The following is a 16,599-nucleotide window of genomic DNA, read 5'->3' as shown; positions in this document are numbered from 1 at the left end:
GTATAATCCTTCCCTATTCGAAGCAATCCTACTCCCAGCAAGGTCTACTCCTTGACAAGGCTTGTTCGCAAATAATAAAATAGGTTTGTATTACTTGGTGTTTGATAACTTTTTGCTACTAGCAATCCATAACTGAACATCCATGAGACCTATGTCTATCATGATTGCAGTCGACCGAGTCGCATCGGTCTTGTTTTTTAGGCTATGGATGCCAAATGTTTCCTGTTTAGCTCTTCACTTGGTTTTCATTCGGTTTGCCAAGATACGAAGATGATGATAGGAATCACCAAGAAGAAAAATGATTTGTATGAGAAATGTAAAAGTCATAGACAAAGGAGGTGTAAGAGAACACGTATGGATCTATCTAACCCACTATTGTTAGTTTTGCTATTGTTGGTAGCACTAGCAATTGGTTTTGGGGTCGGATACTTCTTACGTAAATCCATTGCAGAAGCCAAAATTTCAAGCGCAGAAGAAGCGGCGAAGCAAATCGTCGAAGAAGCAAAACGCGATGCGGAGGCAGTGAAAAAGGAAAAAGTCTTAGAAGCCAAAGACGAAGTGTTTAAGCTGCGTACAGATGCTGATCATGAAATCAAAGAGCGTCGTAACGAAATTCAGCGTCAAGAAAGACGTATCCTTCAAAAAGAGGAGTCTCTTGACCGAAAGCTGGACCAATTGGAACGTAAAGAAGTAGAACAAAGCGACCGTGAAAAATCAATTACTGAGTTGCAAGCCAAGGTTGAGCAATTATATAAAGATCAAGTTGCTGAACTAGAACGCATTTCAGGACTAACTCAAGATGAAGCAAAAACGATTATTTTAACAAACGTAGAAAACGAAGTGCGCCATGACATGGCAATTATGATCAAGGATATTGAAACGCATGCTAAAGAGGACGCTGACAAGAAAGCTCGTGAGATCATCACAACAGCTATTCAACGCTGCGCGGCTGATCATGTGGCGGAGACGACCGTCTCAGTTGTTACTCTTCCCAATGATGAAATGAAAGGTCGAATTATCGGTCGTGAAGGTCGTAACATTCGTGCACTAGAGACGTTAACTGGTATTGATCTTATTATTGATGATACTCCTGAGGCAGTTATTCTTTCTGGCTTTGACCCGATTCGACGTGAAATTGCTAAAACAGCCCTCGATAAGCTGGTGGCAGACGGACGTATTCACCCGGCTCGCATTGAGGAAATGGTAGAGAAATCTCGACGTGAAGTAGATGAACGTATCCGTGAATATGGGGAACAAGCAACTTTTGAGACAGATGTACATGGTTTACACCCTGATTTGATAAAGATTTTGGGACGATTACGTTACCGTACAAGTTATGGACAAAACGTCTTGAAACACTCAATGGAAGTAGCTCATCTTGCTGGTCTCATGGCTGCGGAATTGAAGGAAGACGTGAAACTTGCAAAGAGAGCAGGTCTGTTGCACGATATTGGTAAAGCAATTGATCATGAAGTAGAAGGCTCTCACGTAGAGATTGGCGTGGAATTAGCCAAGAAGTACAATGAGCACCCTGTTGTTATCAACAGTATTGCTTCTCATCATGGTGATACAGAACCTACTTCTGTTATTGCGATGCTAGTAGCAGCAGCAGATGCCCTTTCTGCAGCTCGTCCAGGCGCTCGTCGTGAAACCTTGGAAACATATATTAAGCGCTTGGAGAAACTGGAGGAAATCTCCGAATCCTTCGATGGCGTAGAAAAATCATATGCAATCCAAGCAGGTCGAGAAGTACGCGTGATGGTACAACCAGAAAAAATTGATGATGCCGAAGCAATGAGATTAGCTCGGGAAATTACAAAACGTATTGAAAATGAGCTGGATTATCCAGGACATATACGCGTAACGGTGATTCGGGAAACCCGCGCTGTTGAATACGCGAAGTAAAAATAAAGTGGCGAGATGCCACTTTATTTTTTTGACGGATAGGAATTTATCAAAATTCTCATCTCTAATACGTGCAACTAAGGTTCCAGCCGGCGCCAGAGACTTGGCAACCACCAAGTTTTCTTGAGAAAGAATGAATAGTAGAGGTGACTTGAATGAAATTGTTGTTCATCGGGGATATTGTAGGATCTCCAGGAAGAGAAATTGTAAAAGAGTATGTACCACGGCTGAAACGTAAATATGCACCTGATCTGATTGTAGTCAACGGCGAAAATGCGGCACATGGTCGTGGTATTACTCGTAAAATTGCCAACGAATTTTTTCAAGTGGGTGTACAAGCGATTACAATGGGTAATCACACGTGGGATAATCGAGAAGTTTTTGATTTTATAGATGAAGAAGCTCGTATTGTTCGACCAGCGAATTTTCCTGAGGGAACACCAGGAAGAGGTCTCACCTATGTACAAACACATATGGGAGAGGTAGCTATCATTAATGTACAAGGCAGAACCTTTTTACCACCATTGTTGTGTCCGTTTGAAACAGCAGAGCAATTAGTAGAAGAAGCACGAAAACGTACCAAATTTATTTTTGTGGATGTGCATGCTGAGGCTACTTCAGAGAAACAGGCATTAGGCTGGTATCTCGATGGTAAAATCAGCGCAATGGTAGGAACACACACACATGTACAAACGGGAGACGAACGAATCTTACCTAATGGTACAGGCTATATTACCGATGCAGGGATGTGCGGACCAACAGATGGAATTCTGGGTATGGACCGTAGCGCAGTTATCATGAAATTTTTAACACAACTACCTGTTAGATTTGAAGTAGCAGAGGGCCCGACACAATTAAATGGTGTTCTGTTTACATTTGATAAAACAACTGGAAAAACTACAAAGATTGAACGAATTCGAATTGACGCGACTTGTCCTTTTATGGAATAATACAAAGTAGGTTCGAATTTTGCGAATATTAATCGTAAAAGGCAGGAATTTTTAGGGGTTATGCGAATATCATTCTAGAGATAAGAGTTATTTCTATCTGACGGGAGGTACAAAGGATGGACGTATTAAAAGTTTCAGCAAAGTCTAACCCCAACTCTGTTGCTGGTGCTCTTGCAGGCGTACTCCGTGAACGTGGGGCCGCCGAGATTCAAGCCATTGGAGCGGGGGCGCTCAATCAAGCTGTGAAGGCAGTAGCTATCGCACGTGGGTTCGTAGCGCCTAGTGGTGTTGATTTAATTTGTATCCCAGCCTTTACAGACATTATTATTGATGGAGAAGAACGTACAGCCATAAAATTAATTGTGGAACCCAGATGATAGAGATATAACCTACCTAATCACCTGTTTGTCCTCTTGGAATAAACAGGTTTTTTATTTGTCAGGATAAGAGACAAGCCTGCTGAACATAAAGAGTAGATGCCAAGCCTATCAGTCGATCGGCTTGGCTTTTTAATAGTTATACATGTAACCATCTTCTCAATTCAAACGTAAAAAAGATGTACAAGCGGTCAAATACAACTAAAAAAGTAAACATGGCTTGCTTTCATTGGCAAAATCAACGAAGATATAAAGAATAGCTAATAATTCAGCTTCAAAAGAAGGACAAAACCTTCTAAATTTTTTGTAAAAACAGTTGCGACTTTATGGGAACATGTTACAATTACTTCAGAAGATCATTAATATACCGAGTACATTTATTTACACAATGCAACCATCTTTAGTAAATGTACTTGCAATTTCAATAAGCTAGGTCTACAATTGGTCTTGCTTATACACAAATTCTTCACATTTTGTCTGGGAAATTATCTAGACAAATGCTGAATGAATAAAAGTGTGCAGTTCGGATTGAATGATGATTGTAGATTTTCTCACAGTCGCTGAAGGGGTGGAATTTCATGATTAGTCAACTTTCTTGGAAAGTTGGAGGACAACAAGGGGAAGGTATTGAAAGCACGGGTGAAATCTTTTCTATTGCCATGAACCGCATGGGTTATTATCTGTATGGTTACCGTCATTTCTCCTCGCGTATTAAAGGAGGACATACCAATAATAAGATTCGTGTAAGCACGAAGCCTGTTCAAGCCATTTCGGATGTGCTAGACATGTTGGTAGCGTTTGACCAGGAAACGATTGATGTAAACGCTCCAGAGTTACGTGAAGGCGGAGTCATCATAGCGGATGCTAAGTTTAACCCAGTGTTGCCAGAAGGATTGCAGCCTGTTCGCCTATTAGCTGTTCCACTAACTGAAATTGCAGAAGAATTGGGTACTTCCTTAATGAAAAACATGGTGTCTATTGGGGCAACCAGTGCGATTTTGGGTATTCCGGTTGAGGGATACCGAAACATTGTAGAGGACATGTTCTTGCGTAAAGGCGAAAAAGTAGTCGAATTAAACATGCAAGCGATTTCTCGTGGAGCACAATTTGTAAATGAACTAACAGGTGGACAACTTCCAGAGTTCCAACTAGAGCCGGCAGATGGTAACAAACGTCTTTTCATGATCGGAAATGATGCGATAGCTCTAGGCTGTTTGACGGCTGGAGTCCGCTTTATGCCTGCTTACCCAATCACACCAGCGTCCGAGATCATGGAATATCTTATTAAAAAATTACCGAAATTTGGCGGTACAGTTATACAAACAGAGGACGAAATTGCTGCAATCACAATGGCAATTGGAGCAAGCTACGGTGGTGTGCGTACATTGACAGCATCAGCCGGTCCTGGTCTATCTCTTATGATGGAAGCTATCGGTTTAGCTGGTATGACAGAGATGCCTGTCGTTATTGTAGACACACAACGTGGAGGTCCTTCTACAGGTCTGCCTACAAAGCAGGAGCAATCAGATGTTAATGCGATGATTAATGGTACACATGGCGAAATTCCTAAAGTAGTGATGGCGCCTACAACAGTTGAAGAGTGCTTCTATGATGCAGTAGAGGCTTTTAATATTGCAGAAGAATACCAAGTACCAGTTATATTAATTACGGATTTGGCGTTGTCACTCGGTAAACAAACCGTTGATCCGCTTGATTATAATCGTGCTGAGATTCGTCGAGGCAAATTACTTGCTGGTCAAGAGCTTCCAGAAACAGAAGCTGGTGCGATGTTCAAGCGCTATGAGGTAACAGAAGATGGCGTTTCTCCACGCGTCATTCCAGGTCAAAAACATGGTCTTCACCACGTAACAGGGGTAGAGCACGACCAAACAGGTAAACCATCTGAAAGTCCGACAAACCGCAAAGCGCAAATGGATAAACGTCTGCGTAAGTTAGACGTACTTCCTGCTAAATTCCCAACTCCGGTTCGCATTAATGGTGGAGGCATAGAGTCTGATGTATTATTGGTCTCAATCAATTCTGTTGGGGGTACAGTGGAAGAAGCACGTATTCGTTTAGAAGAAGAGGGATTAAAGGTAAATCATGCCCAAATTCGTTTGCTCCATCCATTCCCTGTGGATGCAATCAAACCTTACGTGGATCAAGCTAAAAAAATAGTTGTGGTAGAAAACAATGCGACTGGTCAAATCGCCAACCTAGTAAAATTGAATGTGGGCTGTGCTGACAAACTGGAGAACGTGTTAAAATACGATGGGAATCCATTCTTACCGAACGAAATTTATACACAAGTCAAGGGGCTGATAAAAGATGGCGACGTTCAAAGAGTTTCGCAATAGTACCAAGCCAAACTGGTGTCCAGGGTGTGGTGACTTCTCCGTTCAAGCTGCAATTCAACGCGCAGCAGCAAACGTGGGATTGGAACCAGAAAACTTGGCCGTCGTGTCTGGTATTGGTTGTTCAGGACGTATTTCTGGTTATATTAATTGTTATGGCTTCCATGGAGTACACGGTCGAGCTTTGCCAATCGCACAAGGTCTAAAAATGGCTAACCGTGAGTTAACTGTAATTGCATCTGGCGGAGACGGAGACGGTTTCGCCATTGGTATGGGTCATACTGTACATGCGATTCGTCGTAATATGGATATTACGTATATTGTTATGGATAACCAAATCTATGGACTTACAAAAGGTCAAACATCGCCGCGCTCTGCAGCAGGCTTTGTGACCAAATCTACGCCTGCTGGTGCGATTGAACAAGCTATTTCTCCAATTGAATTAGCTTTGTCAGCGGGAGCTACTTTCGTGGCCCAATCCGTATCCAGTGATTTAAAGGGATTGACAGATGTTATTGAAAAAGGGTTGCAACATAAAGGCTTCTCGTTAATTAACGTATTTAGCCCCTGTGTAACCTTTAATAAAGTGAATACGTATGACTGGTTCAAACAGAATATCGTACCGGTTGATAGCATTGAAGGCTACGACAAACATGATAAAATTATGGCGATGTCCCACTCGATGGCGAACAAGGGTTTGCTCACAGGGATTGTGTACCAAAATACCGAGCAACAGCGTTACGAGGATTTGGTCAAAGGATTTGGTCAAGAAGGTCTTGTTAAAAAAGATCTGCAACTTGGTGAAGAGCTCTTTAATCAATTGCAAGCAGAATTTGCGTAGTATAAACGCTAGAATAGCTATTGTAAAAACCTAACAAAACATCCCTTCATCTACACTTGGTAGCAAAAGAGTATTTCTTTGCTAAGCTAGTGTTTATGAAGGGATGCTTTTTTGTTGGCGAATCAGCAGATAACGAAAAGCAAGCAGAGTTTAGAGAATACCAGAATCAGCTTGTTTTTTACCTACTAACTGTCAATTCCATTGCTTGGACTTATCCATCACTTGACGATAAAATAGCATCACCAAAAAGAAGACGACAATCTGTCCAAAAAGCGGGTACAATATAGTAAGTAAAGAACTAAACCCTACAAAACTCACCCCATAGCAAATTAATAGTATGATGCATAGGAGTAGCGAAAAATGAATGTCGAAATAACTTCTTACCTGTTCAACCAGACCGAACAAATTGGCAACAAGCGAGGAGAACACCTCTGCATAGACCAATAAAGCGAATAGAAAAGTAATCGTTTTGCCCAATCCAGACAAAATGAAAATAGTAGGAGTATCTACAAATTGAACATGCGGCATATTATCGAGAAGCGATGTATACGCGAGAAACAGAAGGAAGCCAATTCCTAACCCACCAGCTAATCCTCCATAAAATAAAGTTCGCCTAGAAGAGCACTCTCGCCCAATTGGGATTAGGACAGCTTGTGCTAATGCAACATTAAGCGATACATAATATATGGGTGATTGGAGCCATCCTTCGCTATCTAGTTCATCAAGAGGCAAGCCAGTTACGGACGCTGTGGTGTCCCAAGGCTTCGTGTAAAAAAAGACGAGAAGAGTAAACCCAATAAGGATTGGAACAAAAATACTATTTACTTTGTGGATGGCGTCCATACCTCTAGCCGTAACCAAGAAAATTAGTATCATACTAGTCCAAATTCCTATCTGAGCTGGCAAATGGAAGGATTCTTGAAAAAGTGAGCCAGTAAAGGCAAGCATGACCGAAGTTGTCCCAATTAGGACAAGAAGTAATATTGTATTAAAAAAAGTGCCGACTGTTTTGCCAAATAGATAGAAGCTAACCTCCTGATAGGATTGGGCCTGTATGCGCTGTGCTACCAGCATTACCTGTATACCAGACCAGATAAATAGCACACTAGCAATACTAATGCCAAGCAAGCCGTAGGGTCCAAATCGCACAAAGAATTCAAGAATCTCTCTACCTGAAGCAAATCCGGCACCTACAACCGTTCCAATATAAGTAAACGCGATCTGCAAAATAGTTCTCCACGACTTTTGCATCTAGTACCTCCTGTCCACCATACTACATCCTATGAAATGGAGAGTGAAAACATGCGTATCACTGTGCTAGGCTTTCAATCACCGTATCCAGGACCTGGAGGAGCAACCCCTGGTTATTTACTGCAAACTGAATCATTGAATTTATTAGTGGACTGTGGCAGTGGAGTAGTCAGTCAATTAACCAAATACATACCGATTTACCAGTTAGATGCGATATTCTTATCACATTATCATCAAGATCATATTGCTGATGTTGGGGTTTTGCAGTATGGTTTGCATGTGCATAACAGAGTGGAAGGAATACGTGCTAATCAACCTTTACCTATTTATGCCCCGACAGAGCCAGCAGAGTATAGTAGTAAAATGGTATATAAAGACGCAACGATTTTTAAGCCCGTTTTCGAGGTTGATGAAGTGACTGTAGGAGACATAACCGTTCGTTTTATTAGAACAGATCATCCCATTTTATGTTACGCTATGGTTTTTACATATAATGGTAAAAAGGTCTTGTATGGTGCTGATACAGGAATGCAGATGAAGTGGGAAGAGTTTCCGGAGCCCGATTTATTCATATGTGAGGGTACGTATCTGGATGGCTTTGAGCCAAACAAGCCAAGTGGTCATCTATCTGTGCGCCAAGCTGCTCAGATTGCGGCAGATATAAAAGCAAAATCGTTATTGATTACGCACCTATTCCAAAACACGAAATCAGAGGATGTCTACGAGCAAGCTAGTTCATATCGGGGATTATGTTATGTAGCAGAGATAGGATTACAGATAGAGATATAAAAAGGAGAGAATGAGTGTGTTTCCAAACGTATTAGAAGTCGTACGCCAATATATTAGAGAACGAGTAACCGAGGGAGAGACTGTAGTAGACGCGACCATGGGTAATGGGAATGATACGTTGTTTCTCGCTCAATTAGTTGGGGAAAGGGGAAAAGTGTATGCCTATGATGTTCAAACAGAAGCCATTGAGAAGACTAGAGCACGTCTAGAACGTGAGCACATGTTAGAACGGGTGAATCTGTTATTAACCAGCCACGAACAGATTAAAGAGATCCCTGTAAACGTAGGGGCTGTAATGTTTAATTTAGGATATTTACCGGGCGGAAATAAGGATATTACCACACAAGCTAATAGCACCATTCATGCTATTGAAGCAGGCTTGGATAAGCTTCGAACTGCTGGGATTATGACTATCATTATTTATTGGGGCCACGAGGCGGGTGCTATTGAAAAAGATGCAGTAGTTGCTTATTGTGAAAAATTATCGCAATCAGAATACCTTGTGCTCCGCTACCAATATATGAATCAACAAAACCAAGCCCCTTTTATTATTGCAATTGAAAAACGTTAAATAACCAAACAGATATAATTAACCTTACCCGAGTAATGGACATGTAGTAGAGTCCTTTGCTCGTTTTTTTTGTTTGAAATGAACTACATAAAAAAATAGGCAACCCATCTGTCTACAGCCTACATAGAGTGGTAAAGAGATAAATGTGCCGAAGAACAGTGTAGGAAGGGATGAATGTGGAAAAAATCGGAATCATGCTCGACTGGAAAGTCATTTATATGAATAAACAGCGGCAACACACCTATGAGCGACTCGGCTTTTATGTCGAAATTGGCGATAGGCTTGGTTTAAAGCCTGTATTCTTTCATCCAGGCCAAATTGATTTTGCCACGAATAAAATAAAAGGCTACGTGTGGAGAAATGAGAAGCTGGTATCATCCACTTTTTTTATCCCAAAAGTCATTCACAATCGAGTGCTTTCTGGTAATAATGATACAAATGTTCGTATAAAGAAATTAGAAAAAATAAGCCGGGTGTATAACGGAATTGTAACGCGCAATAAATGGAAAGTGCACAAGAGCCTCTGGAGACAAGATGACTTGCGTTATTATCTGCCGGAAACTAAGCTATTTCATAAAAAAGCCTTTTTTGACATGCTGAATCAGTACGATATTTTATACGTAAAACCAGCAATTGGATCCGTAGGTGTTGGTGTAGCTCGCATTGAACGTGAGGCGGAGGGATATGCTTTTTACTCGTCGCGTACACGAAAAATCTTTCAACGCCCAAAAGCTCTCCTACAGTTTGTGGAAAAATGGATCGGAAAAAAGCCATTTATTATTCAACAGGGTATTTCACTTTGTAAGTACGAGGATCGGACTTTTGATGTGCGTGTCTCCATTCAAAAAAATCAACAACATGAATGGGAGATATCGGGAATGGTTGCTAAGATAGCTAATCCTGAAAATAAATTAAGCAATTTAGCACAAGGAGGCAGTGCAGAACAGCTGGAAACTGTTCTAAGCTCTCTTTTTTCTATTCAGAGCATCCCCATTATTATAAGGCGTTTGCAGACTGCCTGTTTTGCTATTGTAGAACAGTTAGAACGTCATGAACCATCACTTGTTGATCTGGGGTTAGATATGGGCATTGATCGGTCAGGATTACCTTATTTCATCGAGGCGAATGTGAGAGATCAACGGTATTCGTTTTTTAAAGCAGATGAGAAAGCTATGTTTTATCGCTCCTATGAAGCTCCCCTAGAATATGGAGCTACTCTATACAAGAAAAAGAAATAACCATGTAGAAGAGCTTTAATTGCATGAACATGGAATCGCTTGTGTATAAACAGGGAATATGTGTTGACCGTTTCGTGCTACGGGCTAAGGATGCTTGAGGAGAAGCGTTATACGTAATAAAAGGCCAGCTCCAAATTGGATGCGGGCCTTTTCGTACATTCATAGCATGAAGTGTAGTCTAGGGCTGTTATTGTTCGGTACGGAAATGGTGATACACGAGGGCAAGAACCGCTTTACGAGTCAAAATTCCCTCAAAGACGCCCTCCTCATCTTCAACGCATACAAATGGATGATTAATGGACAACTCCAGAGCGCGCTGAAAAGAGTCCGTAGGGTGCAGACGCGGGATATTGCGATCCATAACTTCTTCTACATGATGTTCATGCAACGTTTCATACTCCACTCGCTCTAGACCCAAAATTGATTCCAATATCATTGTTTTACTAATTTGTCCCATCACTTTATAGGAAGAATCCAATACAGGAATGGCGGAATATCTACTTTTCACCAGTACCAGCAAAGCGTGTTCCAATGAATTGCCCAGTTGAACATGAGCTACTTTTGAGGCGGGCAATATTAAATCCATAATCGGGTAATTGAAAATATGTTTAGCTTGAGGATTAATCAATGCAAGATCCTCCTTACCTTTCATTGTTAATGGACATTCTTCTTTTATTGTATAAAAAATTAAGCAAAAATGCATTTATTTCTCTATTTGAAATGAGATGAATCACAAGTATATTTGTAATACTTGTGATTTCAGGTACAGTTTGAGGGTTATCATCCTATTTTTTGTCAAGTTTTGTTCATCTATCGTACATATTGAGTTGCTAAATTACTTTACATAGCTCGAGTCAGATTGAGGTGGACTAGGTAGTGGGATCATCATGACAGTTACATTACCTGGGGCAGGAGAAAAAGAAAAAACCTGAGCAAATGGTACTCAGGTTTTTCAAGTGAAAAGATGTCTTTATATAGATATGCGATTGCTCTCATAAGTTATGTTGCTTATTTTAGTAACTGCCAATCAGATTGTTTAATCTCTGCTGCTGTATGGGAGAAGAGACCAAGACGCCCAGTTAAATGCTGGATAGCTACTTGCTTATCTGCTTCTGTCAAAGGCAAGGTTCCTTTAGGAGCTGTCCATTTTTTAGTTATAGCGGCATAAAGTTGTTCCTTTACTTCCTCAACGGTGATGGCACGTCCCATATGTTCAGAGATACTGCCAATTGTCTCTTTTCGGACGGCAGGAATGGGGCGTTGAGCTATTTCCATTTCATATAAACCTGCTTGAGCATAGAAGTCTTCCATGAGGGCCCCGCGCTCTAATCCACTTCCTTCAATGTTGATACAGAGTTGCAAGATGGAACCATAGCGGGTACGGCGTTGGGCCATCCCACCAATCTTTTTACCAACAAGTGCAAAATCATAATCACCTACACAATAGGAATCTACGACTTCTCCCAGCTCAATTTTTCCGTAATCCGCAAGTCCTACCGATAGGATTTCCGCAGCTAGCTTATAAAAATCATCAATTGTCAAATTGCATTGGGGGAACAAAATAGCCATGTTTAATACGCCACTATCGAGTGGGACACATGCACCACCAGATGAACGGAGAAGTGCCGAGTATCCTTTATGGCTGTATGCTTTCAATGTTTGTTCTAAGTGTGGGAGCTTGGCGTCACGCCGTCCCAACCAAAAAGCTTTATCATAAATCCATAGATGGATAATCGGTTTAGCATTAGGCTCTTTCATAGCAGTAGCCAATGCTTCATCCAACGCAATCGGTTCTACTGGTGATTGGCGATAGGTGCCAGAATCAATCCAGGTAAATGGAGAGTGCAGTAGATCAGAATACACAATAAAACCCCTTCCCAAATACCCTCCTGTAAGAGAGGTGTCTCTCTTCATTATACACATGTCTTGAAAATCTCTGCTAGTAAAAGGAGTATTCAGAAAAGATGGATTTTTTGGTACGATTTGTTTAATATATGAGAGAAGTCTAGAAGTCCATGTAAGAGAGGAAGAGAGATTTGTCAGAGAAGGTAACTGTAGTCCTTGTACCCATGGAAGAACGAGATAAGGGTGAATATGATCGATTGTTGTTAGAGGCTGATGAATCTGAAGAAATGATTGCGCGTTATAAGCACCGCGGTGATATGTATGCTGCATTTATGGAGGAACGCTTGCTTGGCATAGCAATTTTGCTACCGTGTACCGAGGAAATGGTAGAAATTAAAAACATTGCGGTATGTGGGGACGAACAAGGAAAAGGCTATGGCAAACAATTCATTTCTTGCTTAGAAGAGAAGGCGAAGGAAGCCAACTACAAGGTAATGGTTGTGGGAACAGCTAATTCTAGCTTGGATAACTTAGCGTTTTATCAAAAAGTGGGATTTCGAATTTCTGGAGTGAAAGCTGATTTCTTTTTGCAGTATCCTTATCCAATTTGGGAAAATGGGATTCGTGCTTTAGATATGGTGATATTGAAAAAAAATCTGTAAAAAAAGAGCTGGCTCCTAAGAACGTTTCGTAAAGGTACCAGAGTTTCATCATTGTACCTGTTACATATAACGAAATGTTCAAAGAAGACCAGCTTTTCTCTTATTTTTTAGTAGCTGTAAATGTGAAATTGTCAAACCAAGTAGTCTTGGATGGAATCTGTATAGACGCATCTTTGTTCATGTACAATCCTATTTCAGAATTGTCCCATTTCACATTTTGTAGATTATAGACATTTGTCCCGTTTACATAAATAGACAAGGTATTATCTTTTGCTTTTATTTTTAGTTTGTTGTTTGCTTTTAGTTTGGTGGCAATGCTGGCAATTGCTTTGGTTTCTTTCTCCTCTGGATCAGTAAGATGGCGAACTTGCAAGGAGTCCTTCGTCAAATAAACGATATTAGCCTCTCCATTACCTCCATTAAAGAATAAACCCGCTTCAACATCTGTTTTTACTGGAATAATATCTACTGTTACTTCCCATTCCTTATCATTTTTGTTTACTTTTTCTTGTAAAGGTAGTAGATAGTGTTTTAGATCTTTGTCATTGCTATAAGCGGTTACACGTTTATCGTAAACCACCCATGATCCAGTTCCTTGCGCATTGTTCCACTTTTTTAATTGGTTATCAGAAAAATCATCTTTCACTTCTGTTGTTTTTTGATCCGGCTTAGGCTGTGGCACAGGAGTTGTTGGATCAGTTGGGAATACCACTTTTTGTTCATCCAATTTAGCACGGTACAATAGAGATGCGGCTTCAGCGCGAGTGATGGCATCTTGTGGACGGAAAGTACCGTCGTTGAAGCCTTTAATTAGATCATTATCTAAGGCGATCGCGATAAAGGAACGAAGATTGTAGGAAATTCTTTCTTTATCTTTAAATTGATTCAACAAAGACTCTTTTGCAGATTTAGATTGGTCATAACCTAGTAAGCGAACCAAAGCCACGGCAATATCTTCACGTACAGCATTTTGGTCCGGCTTGTAGTTGTACGTAGAGCCTGATTTGTAGCCTGTTAGGTAAGGCTTTGCATTCTCGACATACGTAAATGCCCAATGACTTCGTGGCACATCTTTAAAGGTCTGAGAAATACTCCATTTATCCCCCAATTGGACCCCAGAAGCGGCAATCATAATTTTAGCAAACTCGGCACGGGTAACTTTTGAGTTAGGACGAAACGATCCATCGCTATAGCCGTCAATAACCCCCTTGTTGGCCATATCCGTGATTGCTTCATACGCCCAATGATCTCGTGGAACGTCCCAGAAATTTGTACTTTTTGCTTGTGCTAGCAGGGGCATCATGGAAAACAGTAATAGGAACGACAACAGTAAAGCAGAAATTTTTTTCATGGTTTCCTCCTCAGTTTCTTTTTGCTGTGTGATGTTTTGTCAAATTTCTTGACGTAGAAATAGATACGTTAGTTTCAGTGTTTGTCAGAAAAAATAAAAAATAGGGCGGATTGAGCAGGTCTAATCTCCTTGTCGCTGATTGAAATTGGCTAAATAGGCTTGTTTTTAGTGGCAAAGGAGAAAATAAGCTATGAAAAAAGATAGAAAAAACTAGCACGATAGTAGATGGATGGTTACGGGTAAAGATATGTTGTATATATACATTTGACAATGGTGTTATGATTTTTTGAGAATACAAGTAACTGGTGAAAAGAAGAAAGGTGGAATGATGTGGGTATTGTAGATGATTTGTTAAAAACGGTGGTAAATGCGAGTTATCGAGTCGAGATTGAGGGACTCTCGAAACTTGATTTTTCCAAACCGGTTATTTTAGCGCCAAATCATGTCTCGATAGTAGATGCGGTATTGCTGGCTTGCAATCTTCCGAAAGAGGTATGCTATGTAGTCAATACAGATATTGCAAAGAAGTATGCAAGCTTCTTGTCGCAACGAAAGTTTATAACCGTGGATCCCTTTAACTCCTATTCAATTCGCAAAATTGTACGTGAAGTAAAGACTGGCGTACCTCTAGTGTTGTTTCCTGAGGGTAGGATTACAACGACTGGAGGATTAATGAAAATATACAGTGGGCTAGGTTACATCGCGCTCCGTACAGGTGCCACTATCTACCCCATTACACTGGTGGGACCCGAACGAACACCGTTTTCTTACATTACGAATAAGTGGAAAACGCACCTGTTTCCCAAAGTGCGTATCCGTATTGGAGAGGCCTATACGATCCCAGTAAAAGAGGGGGTATCTAAGCGCATCCAAAAAGAAAAAGCAAGTAATCTAGTGCTAAGAACGATGCAAAGGGAATTATTTTACACCAAAGAAAAGCAGCATGTGCAATTATTTAACGAGATGCTGGATGCATGTCGTCTTAATGGTCCAAACCGAATGATTGGTGAAGAATTAACACAGTCCATTACTTACAAGAAGTTGGCTATAAGTTCATACGCCTTAGGTGATAAATTAAAAGGTCTGGTTCGTAATGAGCAACGCATTGGGACGTTATTACCAACATCACTTGGTCATACAGTAGCTTTATTTTCTTTGTTTTATTTGGATAAGACAGCAGCCCTGCTCAACTTTAGTATGGGAGTTCAAATGGTGTTGGAGGCATGTGAAACAGCTAGCATTACCATCATAGTAACCTCCCGAGAATTTATTCAGAAGGCTAACTTGCAGCCCATGGCTGACGCGCTCGCAGAACATGTCCAGCTCATTTACTTAGAAGATGTAAAAGCATCCATTAGCACAAATGACAAAGTAAAAGCCTTGTTTGCTTATATAGGCAATCAGCGTGCTTTCAAAGTGGCATCTCAACAGGAAAGTGAACTTATTTTATTTACATCTGGAAGCGAGAGTAAACCTAAAGGGGTGGTGCTGACACATAGCAACATCTATAACAATATTCAACAAGTCTTGACCATGATGGATATGACATCCAAAGACAAGTTTTTAAATACCTTGCCGATGTTTCATAGTTTTGGACTAACGGTAGGTACTATTTTGCCAATAGTGACGGGAATACCTGTATTCTTTTACCCTTCACCACTTCATTACAAGGTGATTCCTGAGATTGCGTATGATCGCAATTGCACGGTGTTATTTGGAACCTCCACATTTTTGGCAGGATATGCCCGTACTGCCAAACCATACGATTTTTACTCGATGCGTCATGTAGTGGCAGGTGCCGAAAAATTAAAGGATGAGGTACGCCAACTATGGATGGACAAATTTGGCATAAGGGTGATGGAAGGGTATGGTACGACTGAGGCTTCCCCTATTCTTTCGTTAAACACACAGTTGCTACATAAAAAAGGGACAGTAGGTCAATTCCTTCCAGGAATTCGCTATGAATTAGAGCCGATTGAAGGCATTTCTGAAGGCGGTAACCTTTGGGTAGATGGAGCGAATGTAATGAAAGGCTATTTGTTTCATGGTAAGGGATTTGAACCTAGAGAAGGCTACTATGATTGTGGAGATATCGTAACGGTGGATGATGAGGGTTTTATTTCCATTGTAGCACGTAAAAAACGTTTCGCAAAAATTGCTGGTGAAATGGTTTCTCTACATTTAGTGGAGCAATTGGTTACCGAAATGGTGGAAGATACTAGACTGGCTGCTGTAACGGCAGGTGATCCACGTAAAGGAGAACGGATCTATCTATTTACTTCTATTCCCATCACATTGCGTGAGGTTAAGGAATATGTGATAGCAAAAGGCTTCTCTGCATTATTGGTTCCTTCCAAAATTGTAGAAATTGCGGAACTTCCTTTGTTAGGAAGTGGCAAGGTGGACTATGTAACGTTAAAACAATGGGCAGAACAAGAAAATCCATCCAACCGATAGCGAGAGGA

Annotated in this window: 14 protein-coding genes; 10 read left to right on the top strand and 4 right to left on the bottom strand. The window is 40.8% G+C overall.

The genetic code is table 11. From position 1 onward, the window contains the following. The first annotated feature begins 354 nt into the window (after window positions 1–354). The 5 genes from rny (at window position 355) to EEL30_23020 (ending at window position 6,427) form a co-directional block, all read left to right on the top strand. Window positions 355–1,905: a ribonuclease Y gene (rny, locus tag EEL30_23040; protein QDX94908.1), complete on the top strand. Its 1,551-nt coding sequence runs from the start codon at window positions 355–357 to the stop codon at window positions 1,903–1,905. Between the two features lie 155 nt (window positions 1,906–2,060). Then, window positions 2,061–2,855 carry a TIGR00282 family metallophosphoesterase gene (locus EEL30_23035; GenBank protein QDX94907.1) on the top strand — a complete coding sequence of 265 codons (795 nt, stop codon included), beginning with the start codon at window positions 2,061–2,063 and terminating at the stop codon, window positions 2,853–2,855. A 116-nt stretch (window positions 2,856–2,971) separates the two neighbouring features. Then, window positions 2,972–3,232, top strand: coding sequence for a stage V sporulation protein S (locus EEL30_23030; protein ID QDX94906.1), 261 nt, complete (start codon window positions 2,972–2,974; stop codon window positions 3,230–3,232). A 578-nt stretch (window positions 3,233–3,810) separates the two neighbouring features. Further along, window positions 3,811–5,589 (top strand): 2-oxoacid:acceptor oxidoreductase subunit alpha, encoded by a 1,779-nt coding sequence (locus EEL30_23025; protein ID QDX94905.1) that lies wholly within the window; start codon window positions 3,811–3,813, stop codon window positions 5,587–5,589. Beyond that, a complete protein-coding gene (locus EEL30_23020; GenBank protein QDX94904.1) occupies window positions 5,561–6,427 on the top strand; it encodes a 2-oxoacid:ferredoxin oxidoreductase subunit beta in 867 nt (288 codons plus the stop codon). The genes EEL30_23025 and EEL30_23020 overlap by 29 nt, the downstream gene beginning before the upstream one ends. Window positions 6,428–6,619: 192 nt before the next feature. Here EEL30_23020 and EEL30_23015 read toward each other — a convergent pair whose 3' ends face one another. Next, on the bottom strand, window positions 6,620–7,678 hold the full coding sequence (locus EEL30_23015) for a hypothetical protein (GenBank protein QDX94903.1): 1,059 nt from the start codon (window positions 7,676–7,678) through the stop codon (window positions 6,620–6,622). 51 nt (window positions 7,679–7,729) lie between these two features. On the opposite strand from EEL30_23015, the gene EEL30_23010 reads away from it, so the two are divergent. From EEL30_23010 to EEL30_23000, 3 genes are all read left to right on the top strand, one after another. Beyond that, window positions 7,730–8,467 (top strand): MBL fold metallo-hydrolase, encoded by a 738-nt coding sequence (locus EEL30_23010; protein ID QDX94902.1) that lies wholly within the window; start codon window positions 7,730–7,732, stop codon window positions 8,465–8,467. 16 nt (window positions 8,468–8,483) lie between these two features. Then, window positions 8,484–9,038, top strand: a complete 555-nt coding sequence (locus EEL30_23005; GenBank protein ID QDX94901.1) for a methyltransferase domain-containing protein — start codon at window positions 8,484–8,486, stop codon at window positions 9,036–9,038. Between the two features lie 176 nt (window positions 9,039–9,214). Continuing rightward, a complete protein-coding gene (locus tag EEL30_23000) occupies window positions 9,215–10,276 on the top strand; it encodes a YheC/YheD family protein (GenBank protein QDX94900.1) in 1,062 nt (353 codons plus the stop codon). A 187-nt stretch (window positions 10,277–10,463) separates the two neighbouring features. Here EEL30_23000 and EEL30_22995 read toward each other — a convergent pair whose 3' ends face one another. Beyond that, window positions 10,464–10,904, bottom strand: coding sequence for a CBS domain-containing protein (locus EEL30_22995; protein QDX95865.1), 441 nt, complete (start codon window positions 10,902–10,904; stop codon window positions 10,464–10,466). 380 nt (window positions 10,905–11,284) lie between these two features. Then, window positions 11,285–12,157, bottom strand: a complete 873-nt coding sequence (locus EEL30_22990; protein QDX94899.1) for a lipoate--protein ligase family protein — start codon at window positions 12,155–12,157, stop codon at window positions 11,285–11,287. A 155-nt stretch (window positions 12,158–12,312) separates the two neighbouring features. On the opposite strand from EEL30_22990, the gene EEL30_22985 reads away from it, so the two are divergent. Continuing rightward, window positions 12,313–12,783 carry an N-acetyltransferase gene (locus EEL30_22985; protein QDX94898.1) on the top strand — a complete coding sequence of 157 codons (471 nt, stop codon included), beginning with the start codon at window positions 12,313–12,315 and terminating at the stop codon, window positions 12,781–12,783. Window positions 12,784–12,883: 100 nt separating this feature from the next. On the opposite strand, the gene EEL30_22980 is transcribed toward EEL30_22985, so the two are convergent. Continuing rightward, a complete protein-coding gene (locus tag EEL30_22980; GenBank protein QDX94897.1) occupies window positions 12,884–14,134 on the bottom strand; it encodes an S-layer homology domain-containing protein in 1,251 nt (416 codons plus the stop codon). A 330-nt stretch (window positions 14,135–14,464) separates the two neighbouring features. Here EEL30_22980 and EEL30_22975 point away from each other — a divergent pair, with 330 nt between their 5' ends. Beyond that, window positions 14,465–16,591 (top strand): 2-acyl-glycerophospho-ethanolamine acyltransferase, encoded by a 2,127-nt coding sequence (locus EEL30_22975; protein QDX94896.1) that lies wholly within the window; start codon window positions 14,465–14,467, stop codon window positions 16,589–16,591. The last annotated feature ends 8 nt before the right edge of the window (window positions 16,592–16,599 follow it).

Source organism: Brevibacillus laterosporus (assembly GCA_007833815.1).
GTDB classification, from domain to species: Bacteria; Bacillota; Bacilli; order Brevibacillales; family Brevibacillaceae; genus Brevibacillus_B; species Brevibacillus_B laterosporus_D.
This window is presented reverse-complemented; position numbering and strand designations above follow the sequence as displayed.

What these genes read in the sequence shown, in the direction of transcription:
- rny (QDX94908.1), top strand. Translation starts at nt 355, where the DNA reads ATGGATCTATCTAACCCACTATTGTTAGTTTTGCTATTGTTGGTAGCA.
- EEL30_23035 (QDX94907.1), top strand. Translation starts at nt 2,061, where the DNA reads ATGAAATTGTTGTTCATCGGGGATATTGTAGGATCTCCAGGAAGAGAA.
- EEL30_23030 (QDX94906.1), top strand. Translation starts at nt 2,972, where the DNA reads ATGGACGTATTAAAAGTTTCAGCAAAGTCTAACCCCAACTCTGTTGCT.
- EEL30_23025 (QDX94905.1), top strand. Translation starts at nt 3,811, where the DNA reads ATGATTAGTCAACTTTCTTGGAAAGTTGGAGGACAACAAGGGGAAGGT.
- EEL30_23020 (QDX94904.1), top strand. Translation starts at nt 5,561, where the DNA reads ATGGCGACGTTCAAAGAGTTTCGCAATAGTACCAAGCCAAACTGGTGT.
- EEL30_23015 (QDX94903.1), bottom strand. Translation starts at nt 7,678, where the DNA reads ATGCAAAAGTCGTGGAGAACTATTTTGCAGATCGCGTTTACTTATATT.
- EEL30_23010 (QDX94902.1), top strand. Translation starts at nt 7,730, where the DNA reads ATGCGTATCACTGTGCTAGGCTTTCAATCACCGTATCCAGGACCTGGA.
- EEL30_22980 (QDX94897.1), bottom strand. Translation starts at nt 14,134, where the DNA reads ATGAAAAAAATTTCTGCTTTACTGTTGTCGTTCCTATTACTGTTTTCC.